Below are 17232 nucleotides of genomic sequence, written 5' to 3'. Positions count from 1 at the left end.
GCGCAAGAAGTTCCTGACCGAAAGCGACCGTAAGCGCGCTGGCCGTTCCGGCTAAGCACTGACGACCACTGTCGTGAGCAACACGCCCTACAGCCCGGATGCGCGCGCGCATCCGGGCCTCCACGCGATCGCCTTGCTGGAGGCGGTCAAGGGCACGCTTGCGTTGCTGGCGGCGACGGGCCTGGAAATTCTGGGCCCGCTTCCGTTGCAGCATGCGGTCAGTACGCTGATCCGCCGTTTCAATCTGGACCCCGACCACGGCGCACTGCCGTCGTTGCTCAAGACCATCAACCCCGATGCCGTACACCTGGCTGCCGCGGCCATGCTGGCCTATGGCCTGCTGCATGTGGTCGAAGCGTGGGGCCTGTGGCGTGCCCGGGCCTGGGCCTCGGTGCTGGGCTGCCTGTCGGCCGCCATCTATCTGCCTTTCGATATCTACGCCATCGTCCGCCATCCCGGCTGGACCGCCTGGGCCGTGCTGGCGATCAATCTGATCGTGGTCGGCGTATTGGCGCGCGATCTGGTTCGGCGTCGGCGCCACTGACCCGCCCTGCCCGTCTGCGGGCACGTCTTATCCGTTGTCACCCCGACGCAGCGCCGTTAGCCTGCGGACAGTTCCCGGGGAAGACCATCCATGCGATCCACCGTCCTGTCCTTTGCGCTGTCGCTGGCCTTGTGCAGCTGCGCGCATGCCGATGACCCGGCACGTCCGGCAACCGCAGCCGCTCCGTCTACCACTACGCTCGATCTGGTCGATGCCGATGTCGCCGGCCTGCAGGCCCGCATGCGCGATGGCGGCACCACCAGCCTGGCGCTGACGCGCAGCTATCTGCAGCGGATCGCCAGCATCGACCGCGCCGGCCCGCAGCTCAACGCCGTGATCGAACTCAATCCGCAGGCCGAAGCCGCTGCGCGCACGCTGGATACAGAGCGCCGCGCCGGCCGCGTGCGCGGGCCGCTGCATGGCATTCCGGTGCTGCTCAAGGACAACATCGACGCGCTGCCCATGGTCAACAGTGCCGGCTCGCTGGCCCTGGCCGGATTCCGCCCGACACGCGACGCCTTTCTGGTGCAGCGCCTGCGGGCCGCCGGCGCGGTGATCCTGGGCAAGACCAACCTGAGCGAGTGGGCCAACTTCCGCTCCACCCAGTCCAGTTCCGGCTGGAGCGCCCGCGGCGGGCTGACCCGCAATCCGTATGCGCTGGACCGTAACCCGTGCGGCTCCAGCGCCGGCACCGGCGCGGCGATCGCCGCCAGCCTGGCCACGCTCGGCATCGGCACCGAAACCGATGGCAGCATCACCTGCCCGGCCGCGGTCAATGGCCTGGTCGGACTCAAGCCGACCGTTGGCCTGGTCAGCCGCGACGGCATCATTCCAATCTCGTCCAGCCAGGACACTGCCGGGCCGATGACGCGCAGCGTGGCCGACGCGGCCGCGCTGCTGCAGGCCATCGCCGCCCCAGATCCGCAGGACCCGGCCACGCGCACTGCGCCGTCGTTCACTCCAGATTATCTCGCCCACCTCAAACCCGACGGCCTGCGCGGCGCGCGCCTGGGACTGCTGCGCAATCCACTGCGGGAGGATCCCGCGATCGCCGCCGCATTGGATCGCGCCGTACAGGCCTTGCGCGCGGCAGGTGCCACAGTGGTTGAGACTGCCCTGGTCACGGACGGCAAGTGGGATGCTGCTGAGCAAATGGTCTTACTGGTCGAATTCAAGGCCGGCTTGAATGCCTACCTGCGCAGCCATGCCGCGCCGGTCAAGGATCTGGACGCCCTGATTGCCTTCAATCGCGCCAATGCGCAGCGCGAAATGCCTTACTTTGGCCAGGAGTTGTTCGAGCAGGCGCAGGCGGCGCCGGGCCTGGAGGACCCGGGCTATCTGCGCGCGCGTGCCAGCGCCAGACGGCTCGCCGGCGAACAAGGCATCGACGCGGCCTTGAAGGCCGACCACCTGGATGCGTTGATCGTGCCGACCACTGGCGCCGCCTGGGTCACCACGCTCGGCAAGGGCGACACCTTCCCCGGTGCCGGCTACGGCGCCGCGGCAGTGGCCGGGTATCCAAGCCTGAGCGTGCCGATGGGGCAGACCCAAGGCTTGCCGCTCGGACTGCTGTTCATGGGCACTGCCTGGAGCGAGCGACGCCTGATCGAACTGGCCTATGCCTACGAGCAACGCAGCCGCGCGCGGTTCGTGCCCGGCTACGCGCCGAGCGCACCGCCGGCGACACCGGGCGCATCGCAACCGAAGACGGCCGACTGACCGCACCGCAAGGCAATGCGGCAGCGGTACGGGCATCAACGTCGTGAGACAGCCCCACCCGGCTGTCGCGCTGTTTGCCGCCCAGGCAGCTGTGCACCGTCGTCCGTCCGATGCGCAGCATGGCGAACCGCTTGACCGCCAACGCACACCTACGCGACAGGCATGTCTGCCGGCAACGCTAGATCGATGCTGCAGGCTCGCCGTCTTCCGCACCTGGCGAACGCACGCTCTCCGGCGAGATCGGTTCTGCGGCACGCGACACCGGCTTTTCCTGCGCCGCAATTTCGGCGCGGATCCTGGGCAGCGCATAGGCGTGCTCGCGGGTCAGGAAATCGATCATGCGTTCGCGCACCAGGCAGCGCAGATCGAACGCATCGCCGGAATTGCGCGCGCTTACCAGCAATCGCACCTGGATGGTGTTGTCGCTGGTATCGGTGATCTGGGTAACGCAGACGCGGCCATCCCACAGCGGCTCGCTGTGACAGATGCGTTCCAGTTCAGAGCGCACCGCCGCGATCGGCGTGCGGTAATCCAGCCACAGGAACGCGGTACCGAGCAGGTCCGCACTGGCGCGCGTCCAGTTCTGGAACGGGTTTTCGATGAACCAGGTCAGCGGCACCACCATGCGCCGCTCATCCCAGATCCGCACCACCACATACGAGCTGCCGATCTCTTCGATACGGCCCCACTCGCCTTCGACGATCACCACATCGTCCAGACGGATCGGCTGGGTCAGCGCGATCTGCAATCCGGCGATCAGGTTGCCGAACACCGGCTTGGCCGCAATACCGGCCACCAGCCCGATGATGCCGGCCGAGGCCAGCAAGGTCTTGCCGATCTGGCGTACTTGCTCAAAGCCCAGCAGCACCACCGAAATGCCGAGCAGGATCACCGTGCCCATCACGACACGGCTCAGCACCCGCGTCTGGGTCTGGATGCGTCGGGCAGTGAGGTTATCGGAGACTTCGATCGGATTGCTGCGCAGGATCGCCGCCTCGCCGGCAGCGACCGCACGCACCAGCAACCACGTTACGCAGCCGACGATGCCCACGTGCAACAGGCTCTGCAACGCAATCAGTGCCTTGCCTTCCAGCGGAATGGCTTCTGTGGCGATCCGCAAAAACAACAGCGGCAGGATGAACGCCGCCGGCAGCGTGATCACGCGGATGATGCGCGCACGGCGGTAGTCGCGGCCCTGCATGCGGCGAAACAGCCACAGCATTAGCGACCAGGTGACGACGCCGGCCAGCAGCGCGGCGCCAAGCGGAATTGCGTATTCGCGGATGACGTTCCAATCGGCAGTCAAACCGTTCCTCCTGTGGGGGGGAGAGAGGGATGGCTGCCAGAGCATGCCGCAAGCGGCATGAGCGTCACGTCATGCGCACACGCCGCTCATGCGCCCAGCGGTTGCGACGCCACCTGTTGCTGCTTGCGCACGATTGCCATCGCTATTTCCAGCGACTGTTCGTAGTTCAGGCGCGGATCCACGCTGGAGCGGTACGCGCGCTCCAGATCGCGCTCGGTCAACTCGCGCGCGCCACCGGTGCACTCGGTGACATCTTCGCCGGTGAGTTCCAGATGCACGCCCCCCAGCCGCGTGCCGGCTGCCGCATGCAGGTCGAACGAGGTCTCCACCTCGCTGCGGATATTGTCGAAACGCCGGGTCTTGTAGCCATTTCCGGTGCTCTCGGTATTGCCGTGCATCGCATCGCACACCCACAGCACGCGGCGCCCGTCACGCTTGACCGCGTCCAGCAGCGGCGGCAGTTTTTCGGCAATCTGTGCAGCACCCATGCGATGGATGAAGCTCAGACGTCCCGGCTCGTCTTCGGGGTTGAGCACATCGATCAGGCGCAGCAGCTGGTCCGGCTGTACCGACGGCCCCACCTTGATCGCGATCGGATTGCGCACGCCGCGCAGGTACTCCACGTGCGCGCCATCCAGCGCCGCGGTGCGCATGCCGATCCACGGGTAGTGCGTGCTGAGGTTGAACCAGCCCCACTGGCGCGGCACCTGCCGCGTCAGGCCTTCTTCGTACGGCAGCAGCAGCGCTTCGTGCGAGGTGTAGAAGTCGATGCGATTGAGGTTGTACACCTCCGAGCCGGACAAGGTCTCCATGAAGCGCACCGCATCGCCGATCGAAGCCACCATCTTCTGGTAGTCCGCCGCCAGCGGCGAATAGCCCACCCAGTCCAGATTCCAGTACTCGGGGTGGTGCAGGTCGGCGAAGCCGCCGTCGATCAAGGCGCGCACGAAATTCATCGTCATCGCCGAACGCGAATGCGCGGTGATCATGCGGCGCGGATCGGGCACACGCGCCGCCTCGGTGAAGGCAGGCGCATTGATCACATCGCCGCGATAGCTCGGCAAGGTCACACCATCACGGGTTTCGGTATCGGCCGAGCGCGGCTTGGCGTATTGCCCGGCAAAGCGGCCCACCCGTACCACCGGCAGGCGCAGGCCGTGCACCAGCACCAGACTCATCTGCAGCAGCACCTTGAGACGATTGGAAATGGTGCCCGATTCGCAATCGCTGAAGTTTTCCGCACAGTCGCCGCCCTGCAGCAGGAAGCGCTTGCCCTCCTGGGCTTCGGCCAGCTGGCGCTTGAGCGCAAAGATCTCCCATGAGGTCACTAGCGGCGGCAGCTGTCCCAACTCGTCCATGGCGGCCTGCAACGCGCCCTGGTCCGGATACACCGGCAGCTGCAGCGCAGGTTTGCCACGCCAGCTACCGGGCGCCCACGACGAGGCAGCGGTATCGGAAACGGAAGTTGGGGCGGAAAGATTCATGACGAGGCTCCTGGACAGCCCGTGATGGTGGCAGAGCCGGGCGCGTCAGGCAAAGCAGCGATGCGAAGTCCACTGCCAGCATCGGGGCGCGGTCACCATCAGAACCTGCACCGCTACGGCGGACGCGAGTGAACGGCAGGCAAAGCGCCGATAATGGGTACGACTTCCAACCTACGCCAGCGCCGCTCGCGAGCAGTAGGTTGAGGGGTTACACATCGCTGGCCAATCCTGCAGCCGCCATGCCCCCGGGCTGCTTTCCGCTGCCATCGCCGCCATCCTGCTGTCCTCCGTCTCAGTCTCGGCCGCCGCCATCGCCGCCGAATCTGCCGCCCCGCAGATCACCGAGCCGGAAACCGTCTGTGCGAAAGCGCGGCGCAACCACGGGCTACCGCGTTCAGGTCAGCGGCAGGCTTCCGCCGCCAGGCTCCGGCCGCCATCGCCATCCATTCAGCCGCACACCACGCGTCAGTGGTGAACTGAGCTACGTCGTGCCTTGAAGCCGGCATACAGCGCCCAGAGTGCAAGCGAGACAAACCAGACCATGCTCCACATCGGCATGCTCAGGCCCAGAAAACGCCAATCGATGTTGCCGCAGTCACCAGTGCCGGTCAGCACGGTACGGAACACTTCAAAGGGCCCCATCGTCTCGCTCAGGAAGCTCAGCGGCGGACCGCATGACGACATCATGTCCTTGGGCCGGATCTGCACCCAGACATGCCGCGCCGCGATGCCCATGCCCACGCCTGCCGCGATGAAGCTCAACACCCCGTAGACCTTGCGCGCCCCAGCGCGCCGCGGCCCGTGCAACGCGCCCAGCAGGAAGAACACGGCCAGGGCGGCAAACGCGATGCGCTGGAAGATACACAGCGGGCACGGTTCGAGCCCAAGGTGCAACTGCACATAGATCGCATAGGCCAGCAGTCCTGCACACGCAAGAAAGCCCAACAGAAACTGCGCCCGAAAACCCCAACGAAATGGATTCATCGTTACTGCTTGCCTAGGATCGAGCCCCGATTATCAGTCATCGCCGCCGCCGTGACCACGCACGCCTCCACGTGCCCGTCGCATGCCGCGAAGAATGCCGCAGGCCAGCCTGACGACTCAGTCTGCATCCGGCCACTGCACTCTGGTGATCGACGGCACGCACCCGAACGCGCCCGCAGCCCATGCACGGAGCAGGGCAATACCCTCGCGCAGCATCCTAAACGCGCTCACGGACACCTGCCGCACATGCCGAGTACATGCCAAACAAAAAGCCCGGCATCAGCCGGGCTTTTCGAGAATCCTGCAAAGTGCGATCCGATTACTCGGCCACTTCCTCTGCCACGACCGGACGGTCGACCAGCTCGACGTACGCCATCGGCGCATTGTCACCGGCGCGGAAGCCGGCCTTCAGGATGCGTAGGTAGCCGCCGGGACGGGTCGCGTAACGCGGGCCCAGTTCGACGAACAGCTTGCCCACTGCTTCCTTGTCGCGCAGGCGGGCAAACGCCAGACGACGGTTGGCAACGCCATCGACCTTGCCGATGGTGATCAGCGGCTCGGCGACGCGACGCAGTTCCTTGGCCTTCGGCAAGGTGGTCTTGATCAGCTCGTGCTTGAACAGCGAGGCGGCCATATTGCGGAACATGGCTTCGCGGTGCGCGCTGGTACGGTTGAACTTACGGCCGGATTTCTGGTGACGCATGAGTGTGGTTTCCTAAGGAATATTGAGACTGCTGAGTGACGTTGTCGCCGTCCTGGCGTTGTTGAATGGACTGCGGTTGGTCCGAGCCGGCCGTCCTTGAACCGGATGTCATCGCAGGCTTTAACCCGTCGATGTAGAAAAACGAACATGGGCGCCCGAAGACGCCCATGCCTTGATGCATTAACCAAGCATGCCGTGCTGGGCGACGCCGGCCGGCGGCCAGTTCTCCAGCTTCATGCCCAGCGCAAGGCCGCGCTGTGCCAGCACTTCCTTGATTTCGGTGAGCGACTTCTTGCCCAGATTCGGGGTCTTGAGCAGTTCCACTTCGGTCTTCTGGATCAGATCGCCGATGTAGTAGATGCTCTCGGCCTTGAGGCAGTTGGCCGAACGCACGGTCAGCTCGAGGTCGTCGATCGGGCGCAGCAGCACCGGATCCACGCCGCTGGCAGCCGGCTTGGCCGCACCGCGATCGCGGTGGGTGAAATCGCCGAACACCGACAGCTGATCGCTGAGGATGTCGGCGGCTGTGCGCACGGCTTCCTCGGCATCGATCGTGCCGTTGGTTTCGATATCGATGACCAGCTTGTCGAGGTCGGTACGCTGTTCGACGCGTGCAGCTTCCACGGCGTAAGCAACGCGACGCACCGGCGAGAACGACGCATCCAGCATCAGGCGACCGATGGTACGGGTCTCCTCGTCCGGACGACGACGCGCAGCAGCCGGCTGGTAGCCAAACCCACGCTCGATCTTCAGGCGCATGTTCAGTGCGGTGTCTTTGGTCAGGTGGCAGATCACGTGGTCGCCGTTGATGATCTCAACGTTGTGATCGGTCCTGATGTCGGCCGCAGTGACCGTGCCCGGACCCTGCTTGGACAACGACAGCGTGGCGCTATCGCCACTGTGCATACGAATGGCCACATCCTTCAGGTTCAGCAGGACGTCAAGCACGTCTTCCTGCAAACCTTCGACCGTGGTGTACTCGTGCAGCACGCCGTCGATCTCGACCTCGGTGATCGCAAAACCGGGGATCGACGACAACAACACACGACGCAGGGCATTGCCCAGCGTGTGCCCGTAACCGCGCTCCAAGGGTTCGATCACGACCTTGGCACGGTTGTCGGTAAGACGTTCGATCTGCGGACCACGGGGGCGCAGAACCTGGTTGGCGGTAACCGTCATGTTGCGGGGTCTCCTGCGAACCTCCGGCAATGCCGGAGGCTCTCCAATGTGAATTACTTCGAATACAACTCGACGATCAGCGCTTCGTTGATATCCGAAGGCAGGTCAGCGCGATCCGGCACGGCCTTGAACACGCCGCTGAACTTCTTCGAATCGACTTCAACCCACGACGGCGTCATGTCGTGCTGCTCAGCCACGGTCAGGGCTTCCTGCACGCGGAGCTGCTTCTGTGCCTTTTCCGACAGCGTGATCGCATCGCCAGCCTTGATCTGGTACGAGGCCAGATTCACCGACTTGCCATTGACCAGCACGCCACGGTGCGACACCAGCTGGCGCGCGGCCGGACGGGTGACGGCAAAGCCCATGCGGTAGCACACGTTGTCCAGGCGGGTTTCCAGCAACTGCAGCAGGTTCTCGCCGGTGTTGCCCTTCTTGGTCGAGGCCTTCTTGTAGTAGTTGCGGAACTGACGTTCCAGCAGACCGTAGATCCGCTTGACCTTCTGCTTTTCACGCAGCTGGGTGGCGTAGTCGGAGAGCTTGCCCTTGCGAGCCGCGCCGTGCTGGCCGGGCTTCTGCTCAAGCTTGCACTTGGAGTCCAGCGCACGCGCCGGGCTCTTGAGGGAAAGGTCGGCGCCTTCGCGGCGGGCGAGTTTACAGGTAGGACCGATATAACGAGCCATTTCTTATCGCTCCCTTTAGACGCGACGCTTCTTCGGCGGACGGCACCCGTTGTGCGGGATTGGCGTCACGTCGATGATGTTGGTGATCTTGTAGCCCACGTTGTTCAACGAACGCACGGCCGACTCACGGCCCGGACCCGGACCCTTGATACGCACTTCCAGCGACTTCACGCCGTAATCGAGCGCAGCGCGGCCAGCCTTTTCGGCGGCAACCTGAGCAGCGAACGGGGTCGACTTGCGCGAACCACGGAAACCGGCGCCGCCGGACGTAGCCCACGACAGTGCATTGCCCTGGCGATCGGTGATGGTGACGATGGTGTTGTTAAACGAAGCGTGGACGTGCGCAACGCCGTCAGTGATGACGCGCTTGATCTTCTTCTTCGTTTTCTTTTCTGCTGGCTTGGCCATGATCTATCCCTTACTTCCTGATCGCCTTGCGCGGACCCTTACGGGTGCGGGCGTTGGTACGGGTGCGCTGACCACGCAGCGGGAGACCACGGCGATGACGCAGACCGCGATAGCAGCCCAGGTCCATCAGTCGCTTGATCGCGATACCGATTTCGCGGCGCAGGTCGCCTTCGACGACATACTTGCCGACTTCGGCGCGCAGGCGCTCGATTTCGGGTTCGGACAGATCACGAATCTTCGTGGTCGAGGTAACGCCTGCGGATTCGCAGAGCTTCTTCGAACGGGTACGGCCAATGCCGTAGATGCTTTGCAACCCGACCCAGACGTGCTTCTGGGCTGGCAGGTTGACGCCTGCAATACGCGCCATGACGCGATTCTCCAACTGAGTGATGGCCCGACAGCGCCCAGGCGCCATCCGGCAGGATGGATCAAAAGTGAACTCGGAATTATAGCAAGGCCTCGGATTGCTTTGAAGCCCGTGGAACCAAAGGTTCCATGGACCCGGCGTGGGGAGTGTGCCCTCGCTCCGGCGCCGGACGGTGTTGATCCAGAAAACCTCTCCGAATCGCCTGTGCTACTCCCGCACAGGACCACCCCGTCACACCCGCGCGCGAGACGTCGCGCGAGCCGCCCTTCTGATCGGAAGATCGTGGCCCGGGAACCAGGCCGTCTTCACGTAATGAAGATTTAGTGTACCACTTAACCGCGCGCCAGACCGCCGCGCGAGCCGCCCTTGAGGTTGGCCTTCTTCAGCAAGCTCTCATACTGATGCGACATCAGGTGCGCCTGGATCTGGGCAATGAAGTCCATCACCACCACCACCGCAATCAGCAACGAGGTACCGCCGAAATGGAACGAAGTGCCGAGCTGCGTACGCATGATTTCCGGCAGCAGGCAGACGATCACCAGGTACAACGAGCCGGCTGCGGTCAGGCGCGTCAGCACGCCATCCACATAATCGGCCGTCGCCTTGCCCGGACGGATGCCCGGAATCAACGCGCCCGACTTCTTGAGGTTGTCGGCAGTTTCCTGCGAATTGAACACCAGCGCAGTGTAGAAGAATGCAAAACCAATGATCAGCGCCGCAAACACCAGCATGTGCACCGGCTCGCCAGGACCCAGCGCGTTGGCGATCTTCTGCAGCCACGAGCCAACACCGCTACCCGACGCCGCCTGGCCAGACCACATCGACAGCGTGGCCGGGAATGCCAGGATGCTGGATGCGAAGATCGGCGGGATCACGCCAGCCATGTTGAGCTTCAACGGCAGGAACGAGGTCTGGTTCATGTACGCATTGCGACCGCCCTGGCGGCGCGCGTAGTTGACCGTGATCCGCCGCTGCCCGCGCTCGACGAACACCACGAACAGCGTAAACGCCAGGATGGTGATGACGATCAACAGCAGCGAGATGAAACTCAGATTGCCTTCGCGGAACGCCTCAACCGTCTGGATCGCGGCAGACGGAAGGCCCGCCACGATGCCCGCGAAGATGATCAGCGATACGCCGTTACCGATGCCGCGCTCGGTCACCTGCTCGCCAACCCACATCAGAAAGATGGTACCGGCGGTCAACGCGATCACCGCGGTAAGCACGAAACCCATGCCCGGCGCATACACCACCGGAGCGCCACCCGGCGCGGTCTGATTCTGCAGCGCCAGCGCGATGCTGCCACCCTGCACCACTGCCAGCAGCACCGCACCGATACGCGAATACTGGGTGATCTTGCGTCGGCCGGACTCACCTTCTTTCTGCATCGCCTTGAGCGCGGGAAAGATGTGCGTGGCCAACTGGATCACGATCGATGCCGAGATATACGGCATCACATTCAACGCAAAAATACTGAAACGGTGCAGGGCGCCGCCCGAGAACATGTTGAACATGTCCACGATGCCGCCGCCCTGCGCCTGCATCAACGAAAGCATGGCATCGGGATTCACGCCCGGCACCGGCACATAGCAGCCGATGCGATAGACGATCAATGCCCCGAGGACGAACAGCAGCCGCTGGCGAAGTTCCGTGAACTTGCCGAGCCCGCCACCGAGGTTACCAATGCCAGCCTGCGCCATCTGCCGATTACTCCTCTACGCTGCCGCCGGCAGCTTCGATTGCTGCCTTGGCGCCTGCGGTTGCCGCAACGCCCTTCAGCACGAACTTCTTGCTCAGCTCGCCCTTCAGCACGATCTTCGCCTTCTTGGCGCGGCTCGGGACCAGATTGGCCGCACGCAGCGCTGCAAAATCGACATCACCGGCTTCCAGCTTGTCCAGCTGATACGACAGCACTTCAGCCGTGTCGCGCGCCATCTTGGAGCGGAAACCGATCTTCGGCAGACGGCGCTGCATCGGGGTCTGGCCGCCTTCGAAGCCGGCCTTGATCTTGCCGCCACCCTTACGAGCGAACGAACCCTTGTGACCGCGACCAGCGGTCTTGCCGAGGCCGGAACCAATACCACGACCGACGCGGGTACGCTCGGTACGTGCGCCATCGGCGGGCTTGAGGTCATTAAGACGCAGAGTCATGGGATTACTCCTCAACCTTGACGAGGTAGTGAACCGTATTGATCAGGCCGCGCACCTGCGGGCTGTCCTTCAGTTCACGCACATCGTTGAGCTTATTCAGGCCCAATGCACGCACCGACAGGCGGTGACGCGACTGGGTTCCACGCAGGCCACGCACCAGGCGCACCTTCACGGTCTTGTTGGTGTCCTTAGCCATGGTTGAGCTCCTCCACCTTCTTGCCGCGCTTGGCCGCAACGCGTGCCGGCGACTGCACTTCCGACAGACCCTTCAGGGTTGCACGGACCAGGTTGATCGGATTACGCGAACCAACAGCCTTGGCCAGCACGTTCTTGACGCCAACCGCTTCCAGCACTGCGCGCATGGCGCCGCCTGCGATGACGCCCGTACCTTCCGAAGCCGGCTGCATGTACACGCGTGCTGCACCATGGCCCGACTTGACGGCATGCCACAGGGTGCCGTTGTTCAGATCGACAGTGGCCAGGTTCTTGCGTGCCTGCTCCATCGACTTCTGGATGGCAACCGGCACTTCGCGCGCCTTGCCATAACCGAAACCGACCTTGCCCAGACCATCGCCGACCACGGTCAGCGCGGTGAAGGTGAACTGGCGGCCGCCCTTGACCGTCTTGCTGACGCGGTTGACCGCGACCAGCTTTTCGATCATGCCATCGTCGACTTTCTCTTCGCGGTTACGGTCGCGATCACGACCCCGCGGTGCACGTTCTTCTGCCATCTTGATTCCTTGATTGATTGAGTATGTACGGCTCGAAGCCGCTTATGGTTGTGGAGTCACGCAGTGTTCCCGATGCCGCTGCAAAAGAACGGGTCGGTCCGGCATCTCCCTGCCGGCGGTATCGCGGATGTGGTCGATGACCACATCCGCAGCAGTACTTAGAACTGCAGGCCGCCTTCGCGCGCCGCGTCGGCGAGCGCCTTGATGCGGCCATGATAGCGATAGCCCGAGCGGTCGAAGGCGACCTTCTCGATGCCAGCAGCCTTGGCACGCTCGGCGATCAGCTTGCCGACCTTGACGGCCGCATCGCTGTTCTTGCCGTTCTTCAGGCCGTCCTTGACGTCGGCCTGCAGGGTGTTCGCAGCAGCGATCACCTTGGAGCCGTCGGCAGTGAAAACCTGCGCGTACAGGTGCTGACCGGTGCGCAGCACCGACAGACGGGCGACGCCCAGCTCACGGATGTGTGCACGGGTCGATTTGGCACGACGCAGGCGGGCAATATTCTTGTTGATGCTCATGATATGTGTCCTACGGAAGCTGAAGGAAGAGCGCGTTCCTGTCAAAAGTCCGCACATGGATGTGCGGGCTCTTGCGAGGGACTCGCCATTAAGCCTTCTTGGCTTCCTTGCGAATGATGACTTCACCGGCGTACTTCACACCCTTGCCCTTATAGGGCTCCGGCGGACGGAAACCGCGGATCTTGGCGGCGACTTCGCCAACGCGCTGCTTGTCGGCGCCCTGGACCACGATCTCGGTCTGGGTCGGGGTCGACAGCGTGATGCCTTCCGGCGCCACGAACACCAACGGGTGCGAGAAGCCGAGCGCCAGGCTCAGATCCTTGCCCTGCATGGCGGCACGGTAACCGACGCCGACCAGCTCGAGCTTGCGCTCGAAGCCTTCGGACACACCCTTGACCATATTGGCCAGAATGGCGCGCACGGTGCCGGTGATGGCGATCTGCGACGGATCATTGGCCGACAGCGTGGCGACGTCGCCATCGATGGCGATTTCCACACCCACCGGCTTGGGCAGGGTCAGGGTGCCCTTCGGGCCCTTGACGCTGACCAGCTCAGGCTGGACGTTGAGCTCAACACCCTTCGGAAGGGACACAGGCTTCTTGGCTACACGGGACATGTTCGATTCCTTCCCTTAGGCCACGAAGCACAGGACTTCACCACCAACGCCGGCTTCGCGAGCCTGCGCATCGGTCATGATGCCCTTCGACGTGGAGATGATGGCGATACCCAGGCCACCCAGGACCTTGGGCAGCTCGGTCTTGCCGCGGTACTGGCGCAGACCCGAGCGCGAGAAACGCTTCAAGGTCTCGATGACCGGGCGGCCTTCGAAATACTTCAGCACGATTTCCAGCTCCGACTTGTTGTTTTCGGTGGCCGTAACGCGCAGGTCGGTGATGTAACCCTCGTCCTTCAGGACCTGGGCGATCGCAACCTTGATCTTGGACGACGGCAATTTCACCGTCTGCTTACCAACCGCGGCCGCATTCTTGATGCGAACCAGCAGGTCGGCGATGGGATCAGTCATGCTCATATGAGTACCTTTGAGTGCACCGATATCCGCTTTCGCGAAAATCTTGTGTTTTCCTGGGGACGGGCCAGGACCCTTGACGCCACGTCAAACCCGCACGGGCAAGACAGAAGCGGAAGTATACGACAAAAGAGCCCGACTTGCGTCGGACTCCCTTGTTGAACAGAACAATCCTGCTCAAACCGGCCGCGAGCGGCCGGGCTGCTGTTACCAGCTTGCCTTGCGCAGGCCCGGAACGTCGCCGTTCATCGTGGCCTTGCGCAGCATGTTACGACCCAGGCCGAACTTGCGGTAGACACCGCGCGGACGACCCGACAGCTCGCAACGGTTGCGGTGGCGGCTTGGCGACGAATCGCGCGGCAGCTTCTGCAACTTGGTTGACGCATCGATCTTCTCTTCGTAGGACGCATCCTGGCTGGAGAGGATCTTCTTCAGCGCATCACGCTTGCCGGCGAACTTCTTGGCCAGCTTTGCGCGCTTGATGTCGCGGTGGATCATGGAGGTCTTTGCCATTTCGGATGTCCTCTATGGTCAGTTACGGAACGGGAACTTGAACGCTGCCAGCAGCGCCTTCGCTTCCGCATCCGTCTTGGCGGTGGTGGTGATGGCGATATCCATACCGCGGATCGCGTCGACGGCGTCGAAGTCGATTTCCGGGAAGATGATCTGTTCCTTCACACCCATGTTGAAATTGCCACGACCGTCGAAGGAACGACCGGACACACCACGGAAGTCGCGCACGCGCGGCAACGAGATGTTGATCAGGCGATCCAGGAACTCGTACATCTTGGCGCGACGCAAGGTGGTCTTGCAGCCGATCGGCCAACCGTCACGAATCTTGAACGATGCGACCGAAACGCGCGACTTGGTGACCACCGGCTTCTGGCCGGAGATCTTGGACATGTCGGCGACCGCATTTTCCAGAATCTTCTTGTTGGTAGCCGCCTCGCCCACGCCCATGTTGAGCGTGACCTTGACCAGCTTCGGCACTTCCATCGGATTGGTGTAGCCGAATTCCTTCATCAGGGCCGGCACCACGTTTTCCTTGTAAAACTTTTCGAGACGAGTGTTCATGATCTCATTCCTCAGGCGTCGAGCGCCTCACCGCTGGAGCGGAACACACGCAGTTTGCGTCCATCCTCCAGGACCTTGAAGCCAACGCGCTCGCCCTTGCCCGTTGCCGGGTTGACGATATTGACGTTGGAGATATGGATCGACGCTTCACGCTCGACCACGCCGCCGGCGACACCCGCCTGCGGGTTCGGCTTGGTGTGGCGCTTGATGACGTTGGCGTTGGAGACGATCACGCGATCGCCGTCCACACGCACCACTTCACCCTGCTTACCCTTGTCCTTGCCGGTGTTGATGACGACCTGGTCGCCCTTCTTGATACGGTTAGCCATGTGTATGTCCTCCGCTCACAGCACTTCGGGGGCGAGCGAGACGATCTTCATGAACTTCTCGGAACGCAGCTCGCGCGTCACCGGCCCGAAGATGCGGGTCCCGATCGGCTCCTGCTTGTTGTTCAACAGCACAGCGGCATTGCCATCGAAGCGGATCAGCGAACCGTCGGGACGGCGCACACCCTTGCGGGTACGCACCACGACGGCGTCGTAGACTTCGCCCTTCTTGACCTTGCCACGCGGAATGGCGTCCTTGACGGTCACCTTGATGATGTCACCGATATGTGCGTAGCGGCGCTTTGAGCCGCCCAGCACCTTGATGCACATCACTTCCTTGGCACCCGAATTGTCGGCGACATCGAGGTAGCTCTGCATCTGGATCATGATTCAGATCTCCCTTATTCGGCCGAACGGGTGACGATTTCCACCACCCGCCAGTTCTTGGTCTTGGACATTGGCGCAATTTCGGTCACGCGCACGACATCGCCTTCATTGCAGGCATTGTCGGCATCGTGTGCGTGCAGCTTGGTCGAGCGCTTGATGTACTTACCGTACAGAGCATGCTTGACCTGGCGCTCCACCAACACGGTGACCGTCTTGTCCATCTTGTTGCTGACGACACGGCCTTCGACCGTGCGCAGCGTTTGCTTTTCGTTATTGTCGCTCATCGCGGCCGTCCTTACTTGGTGCTGCCGAGCAGGTGCTTGACGCGAGCAATCTCGCGGCGCACCCGGCGGGTTTCGTGGGTCTTCGGCAGCTGGCCGGTGACCTGCTGCATACGGAGCGAGAACTGCTCCTTACGCAGGTCGGTCAGGTGGGCCTTCAGTTCGTCAGCCGACTTTTCGCGGAGTTGTTTGATATCCATCAGCGCACCGTCCGGGTCACGAAAGTGGTCGTCACCGAGAGCTTGGCAGCGGCAAGGCGGAATGCCTCACGTGCGGTCTCTTCGGGAATCCCCTCGATTTCATAGATCATGCGGCCCGGCTGAATCTGCGCGACCCAGTACTCCACGTTGCCCTTACCGGAGCCCATGCGGACTTCGATCGGCTTCTTGGTGATCGGCTTGTCGGGGAACACACGGATCCACATCTTGCCGCCCTTCTTGACATGGCGGCTGATCGTGCGGCGTGCTGCTTCAATCTGGCGCGCGGTCAGCTGACCGTGCGCCGTGGCCTTGAGGCCATATTCGCCGAAGCTGACGGCGTTTCCGCTCCATGCCAGGCCGTCATTGCGGCCCTTGTGCATCTTGCGATATTTGGTTCGCTTGGGTTGCAACATTGCCGTTACCTCGCTTCACGAGCCGGGCGCGACGGGCGGTCACCACGGTCGCCGCGATCGTTACGATCGTTGCGCGGGCTGTCGTCCTGCTTTTCCTGGCCAACCTGGGAGAAGTCGAAAACCTCGCCCTTATAGATCCAGACCTTGATACCGATGATGCCGTACGTCGTGGACGCCTCGGCAAAACCGTAATCAATGTCGGCACGTAGCGTGTGCAGCGGCACGCGACCTTCGCGGTACCACTCCGAACGGGCGATTTCTGCACCGTTGAGGCGGCCAGCCACGTTGACCTTGATGCCCAGGGCACTCAAGCGCATCGCGTTACCGACCGAGCGCTTCATTGCGCGGCGGAACATGATGCGACGCTCAAGCTGCTGCGCGATCGACTCGGCGACCAGCTGCGCATCCAGCTCCGGCTTGCGCACTTCGGTGACGTTGATGTGCGCCGGAACGCCCATCAGTTCGCTCACTTCCTTACGCAGCTTTTCAATATCCTCACCACGCTTGCCGATCACCACGCCCGGACGGGCGGTGTGAATGGTGACGCGGGCGGTTTTGGCAGGGCGCTCGATCAAGATCTTGCTGACACCTGCCTGCGCGAGCTTCTTGCGCAGCATTTCACGCACTTTCAGGTCGGCTGCCAGGTAACCGGCGAAGTCGCCCTTGTTTGCGTACCACTTGGAGTTCCAGTCTTTGGAGATACCAAGACGGATTCCAGTCGGATGAACTTTATGACCCATGGTCTTTTCC

Annotated in this window: 25 protein-coding genes; 2 read left to right on the top strand and 23 right to left on the bottom strand. The window is 62.9% G+C overall.

The genetic code is table 11. The features are described from left to right. Positions 1–73: 73 nt before the first annotated feature. Positions 74–544, top strand: coding sequence for a DUF2127 domain-containing protein (locus OZ10_RS13165; protein WP_039413203.1), 471 nt, complete (start codon positions 74–76; stop codon positions 542–544). A 105-nt stretch (positions 545–649) separates the two neighbouring features. Then, positions 650–2263 (top strand): amidase, encoded by a 1614-nt coding sequence (locus OZ10_RS13160; RefSeq protein WP_039565331.1) that lies wholly within the window; start codon positions 650–652, stop codon positions 2261–2263. A 178-nt stretch (positions 2264–2441) separates the two neighbouring features. On the opposite strand, the gene OZ10_RS13155 is transcribed toward OZ10_RS13160, so the two are convergent. The 23 genes from OZ10_RS13155 to rpsC all read right to left on the bottom strand — a co-directional run bounded on the left by OZ10_RS13155 (position 2442) and on the right by rpsC (position 17222). Next, the gene (locus OZ10_RS13155) at positions 2442–3569 is read right to left on the bottom strand and encodes a mechanosensitive ion channel family protein (protein WP_039565329.1); all 1128 of its coding nucleotides are present in this window, start codon (positions 3567–3569) and stop codon (positions 2442–2444) included. Between the two features lie 86 nt (positions 3570–3655). Continuing rightward, entirely contained in the window at positions 3656–5053 is a 1398-nt protein-coding gene (locus OZ10_RS13150) for a class II 3-deoxy-7-phosphoheptulonate synthase (RefSeq protein WP_039413210.1), read from the bottom strand. A 465-nt stretch (positions 5054–5518) separates the two neighbouring features. Continuing rightward, complete coding sequence (locus OZ10_RS13145) at positions 5519–6037, bottom strand: disulfide bond formation protein B (protein ID WP_039413213.1); 519 nt, start codon at positions 6035–6037, stop codon at positions 5519–5521. 319 nt (positions 6038–6356) lie between these two features. Next, positions 6357–6740 carry a 50S ribosomal protein L17 gene (rplQ, locus tag OZ10_RS13140; protein ID WP_003486665.1) on the bottom strand — a complete coding sequence of 128 codons (384 nt, stop codon included), beginning with the start codon at positions 6738–6740 and terminating at the stop codon, positions 6357–6359. A gap of 180 nt (positions 6741–6920) precedes the next feature. Beyond that, on the bottom strand, positions 6921–7919 hold the full coding sequence (locus OZ10_RS13135; protein ID WP_002811635.1) for a DNA-directed RNA polymerase subunit alpha: 999 nt from the start codon (positions 7917–7919) through the stop codon (positions 6921–6923). A 53-nt stretch (positions 7920–7972) separates the two neighbouring features. Next, positions 7973–8599, bottom strand: a complete 627-nt coding sequence (gene rpsD, locus OZ10_RS13130) for a 30S ribosomal protein S4 (protein WP_002811641.1) — start codon at positions 8597–8599, stop codon at positions 7973–7975. 15 nt (positions 8600–8614) lie between these two features. Further along, on the bottom strand, positions 8615–9007 hold the full coding sequence (gene rpsK / locus OZ10_RS13125) for a 30S ribosomal protein S11 (protein WP_003486671.1): 393 nt from the start codon (positions 9005–9007) through the stop codon (positions 8615–8617). A 10-nt stretch (positions 9008–9017) separates the two neighbouring features. Further along, positions 9018–9374 (bottom strand): 30S ribosomal protein S13, encoded by a 357-nt coding sequence (rpsM, locus tag OZ10_RS13120; protein ID WP_003486672.1) that lies wholly within the window; start codon positions 9372–9374, stop codon positions 9018–9020. Positions 9375–9706: 332 nt separating this feature from the next. Beyond that, a complete protein-coding gene (gene secY / locus OZ10_RS13115) occupies positions 9707–11074 on the bottom strand; it encodes a preprotein translocase subunit SecY (RefSeq protein ID WP_039412801.1) in 1368 nt (455 codons plus the stop codon). A gap of 7 nt (positions 11075–11081) precedes the next feature. Beyond that, positions 11082–11525: a 50S ribosomal protein L15 gene (rplO, locus tag OZ10_RS13110; RefSeq protein ID WP_039412803.1), complete on the bottom strand. Its 444-nt coding sequence runs from the start codon at positions 11523–11525 to the stop codon at positions 11082–11084. Positions 11526–11529: 4 nt separating this feature from the next. Next, complete coding sequence (gene rpmD, locus OZ10_RS13105) at positions 11530–11721, bottom strand: 50S ribosomal protein L30 (RefSeq protein ID WP_003486678.1); 192 nt, start codon at positions 11719–11721, stop codon at positions 11530–11532. Beyond that, positions 11714–12256: a 30S ribosomal protein S5 gene (gene rpsE, locus OZ10_RS13100; protein WP_003486682.1), complete on the bottom strand. Its 543-nt coding sequence runs from the start codon at positions 12254–12256 to the stop codon at positions 11714–11716. Before rpsE ends, rpmD begins: the two co-directional genes overlap by 8 nt. 158 nt (positions 12257–12414) lie before the next feature. Beyond that, the gene (gene rplR, locus OZ10_RS13095) at positions 12415–12774 is read right to left on the bottom strand and encodes a 50S ribosomal protein L18 (protein WP_005993383.1); all 360 of its coding nucleotides are present in this window, start codon (positions 12772–12774) and stop codon (positions 12415–12417) included. An 88-nt stretch (positions 12775–12862) separates the two neighbouring features. Further along, a complete protein-coding gene (gene rplF / locus OZ10_RS13090; protein WP_039565326.1) occupies positions 12863–13390 on the bottom strand; it encodes a 50S ribosomal protein L6 in 528 nt (175 codons plus the stop codon). Between the two features lie 15 nt (positions 13391–13405). Further along, positions 13406–13804, bottom strand: coding sequence for a 30S ribosomal protein S8 (gene rpsH / locus OZ10_RS13085; RefSeq protein ID WP_010371096.1), 399 nt, complete (start codon positions 13802–13804; stop codon positions 13406–13408). 204 nt (positions 13805–14008) lie between these two features. Beyond that, positions 14009–14314, bottom strand: coding sequence for a 30S ribosomal protein S14 (gene rpsN, locus OZ10_RS13080; protein ID WP_005917137.1), 306 nt, complete (start codon positions 14312–14314; stop codon positions 14009–14011). An 18-nt stretch (positions 14315–14332) separates the two neighbouring features. After that, the gene (gene rplE, locus OZ10_RS13075) at positions 14333–14875 is read right to left on the bottom strand and encodes a 50S ribosomal protein L5 (RefSeq protein WP_010371090.1); all 543 of its coding nucleotides are present in this window, start codon (positions 14873–14875) and stop codon (positions 14333–14335) included. Between the two features lie 11 nt (positions 14876–14886). Further along, positions 14887–15204, bottom strand: coding sequence for a 50S ribosomal protein L24 (rplX, locus tag OZ10_RS13070; RefSeq protein WP_003486696.1), 318 nt, complete (start codon positions 15202–15204; stop codon positions 14887–14889). A gap of 15 nt (positions 15205–15219) precedes the next feature. Beyond that, positions 15220–15588 carry a 50S ribosomal protein L14 gene (gene rplN, locus OZ10_RS13065; protein ID WP_003486699.1) on the bottom strand — a complete coding sequence of 123 codons (369 nt, stop codon included), beginning with the start codon at positions 15586–15588 and terminating at the stop codon, positions 15220–15222. A 14-nt stretch (positions 15589–15602) separates the two neighbouring features. Continuing rightward, positions 15603–15872 (bottom strand): 30S ribosomal protein S17, encoded by a 270-nt coding sequence (gene rpsQ, locus OZ10_RS13060; protein WP_003486701.1) that lies wholly within the window; start codon positions 15870–15872, stop codon positions 15603–15605. A gap of 11 nt (positions 15873–15883) precedes the next feature. After that, a complete protein-coding gene (rpmC, locus tag OZ10_RS13055) occupies positions 15884–16069 on the bottom strand; it encodes a 50S ribosomal protein L29 (RefSeq protein WP_003486703.1) in 186 nt (61 codons plus the stop codon). Continuing rightward, the gene (rplP, locus tag OZ10_RS13050) at positions 16069–16482 is read right to left on the bottom strand and encodes a 50S ribosomal protein L16 (RefSeq protein WP_003486706.1); all 414 of its coding nucleotides are present in this window, start codon (positions 16480–16482) and stop codon (positions 16069–16071) included. The genes rpmC and rplP overlap by 1 nt, the downstream gene beginning before the upstream one ends. 5 nt (positions 16483–16487) lie before the next feature. Then, the gene (gene rpsC / locus OZ10_RS13045; protein ID WP_039412819.1) at positions 16488–17222 is read right to left on the bottom strand and encodes a 30S ribosomal protein S3; all 735 of its coding nucleotides are present in this window, start codon (positions 17220–17222) and stop codon (positions 16488–16490) included. Between the last annotated feature and the right edge of the window lie 10 nt (positions 17223–17232).

The organism is Xanthomonas cannabis pv. cannabis (assembly GCF_000802365.1).
Taxonomy (GTDB): domain Bacteria; phylum Pseudomonadota; class Gammaproteobacteria; order Xanthomonadales; family Xanthomonadaceae; genus Xanthomonas; species Xanthomonas cannabis.
The sequence above is the reverse complement of the archived record's forward strand: the minus strand, read 5'-3'. Positions and strand labels throughout refer to the sequence as shown.

Bases quoted from the DNA above. Each gene is read 5' to 3' on its own strand.
- rplO (WP_039412803.1), bottom strand. From the start codon at position 11,525: ATGACTCTGCGTCTTAATGACCTCAAGCCCGCCGATGGCGCACGTACC.
- rplE (WP_010371090.1), bottom strand. From the start codon at position 14,875: ATGAACACTCGTCTCGAAAAGTTTTACAAGGAAAACGTGGTGCCGGCC.
- rpsQ (WP_003486701.1), bottom strand. From the start codon at position 15,872: ATGAGCGACAATAACGAAAAGCAAACGCTGCGCACGGTCGAAGGCCGT.
- OZ10_RS13135 (WP_002811635.1), bottom strand. From the start codon at position 7,919: ATGACGGTTACCGCCAACCAGGTTCTGCGCCCCCGTGGTCCGCAGATC.
- OZ10_RS13145 (WP_039413213.1), bottom strand. From the start codon at position 6,037: ATGAATCCATTTCGTTGGGGTTTTCGGGCGCAGTTTCTGTTGGGCTTT.
- rpsH (WP_010371096.1), bottom strand. From the start codon at position 13,804: ATGAGCATGACTGATCCCATCGCCGACCTGCTGGTTCGCATCAAGAAT.
- rpsN (WP_005917137.1), bottom strand. From the start codon at position 14,314: ATGGCAAAGACCTCCATGATCCACCGCGACATCAAGCGCGCAAAGCTG.
- rplQ (WP_003486665.1), bottom strand. From the start codon at position 6,740: ATGCGTCACCAGAAATCCGGCCGTAAGTTCAACCGTACCAGCGCGCAC.
- rpsM (WP_003486672.1), bottom strand. From the start codon at position 9,374: ATGGCGCGTATTGCAGGCGTCAACCTGCCAGCCCAGAAGCACGTCTGG.
- rpsC (WP_039412819.1), bottom strand. From the start codon at position 17,222: ATGGGTCATAAAGTTCATCCGACTGGAATCCGTCTTGGTATCTCCAAA.
- rpsK (WP_003486671.1), bottom strand. From the start codon at position 9,007: ATGGCCAAGCCAGCAGAAAAGAAAACGAAGAAGAAGATCAAGCGCGTC.
- rplR (WP_005993383.1), bottom strand. From the start codon at position 12,774: ATGAGCATCAACAAGAATATTGCCCGCCTGCGTCGTGCCAAATCGACC.
- rplF (WP_039565326.1), bottom strand. From the start codon at position 13,390: ATGTCCCGTGTAGCCAAGAAGCCTGTGTCCCTTCCGAAGGGTGTTGAG.
- rplN (WP_003486699.1), bottom strand. From the start codon at position 15,588: ATGATCCAGATGCAGAGCTACCTCGATGTCGCCGACAATTCGGGTGCC.
- rpmD (WP_003486678.1), bottom strand. From the start codon at position 11,721: ATGGCTAAGGACACCAACAAGACCGTGAAGGTGCGCCTGGTGCGTGGC.
- rplX (WP_003486696.1), bottom strand. From the start codon at position 15,204: ATGGCTAACCGTATCAAGAAGGGCGACCAGGTCGTCATCAACACCGGC.
- rpmC (WP_003486703.1), bottom strand. From the start codon at position 16,069: ATGGATATCAAACAACTCCGCGAAAAGTCGGCTGACGAACTGAAGGCC.
- rpsD (WP_002811641.1), bottom strand. From the start codon at position 8,599: ATGGCTCGTTATATCGGTCCTACCTGTAAACTCGCCCGCCGCGAAGGC.
- secY (WP_039412801.1), bottom strand. From the start codon at position 11,074: ATGGCGCAGGCTGGCATTGGTAACCTCGGTGGCGGGCTCGGCAAGTTC.
- rplP (WP_003486706.1), bottom strand. From the start codon at position 16,482: ATGTTGCAACCCAAGCGAACCAAATATCGCAAGATGCACAAGGGCCGC.
- rpsE (WP_003486682.1), bottom strand. From the start codon at position 12,256: ATGGCAGAAGAACGTGCACCGCGGGGTCGTGATCGCGACCGTAACCGC.
- OZ10_RS13150 (WP_039413210.1), bottom strand. From the start codon at position 5,053: ATGAATCTTTCCGCCCCAACTTCCGTTTCCGATACCGCTGCCTCGTCG.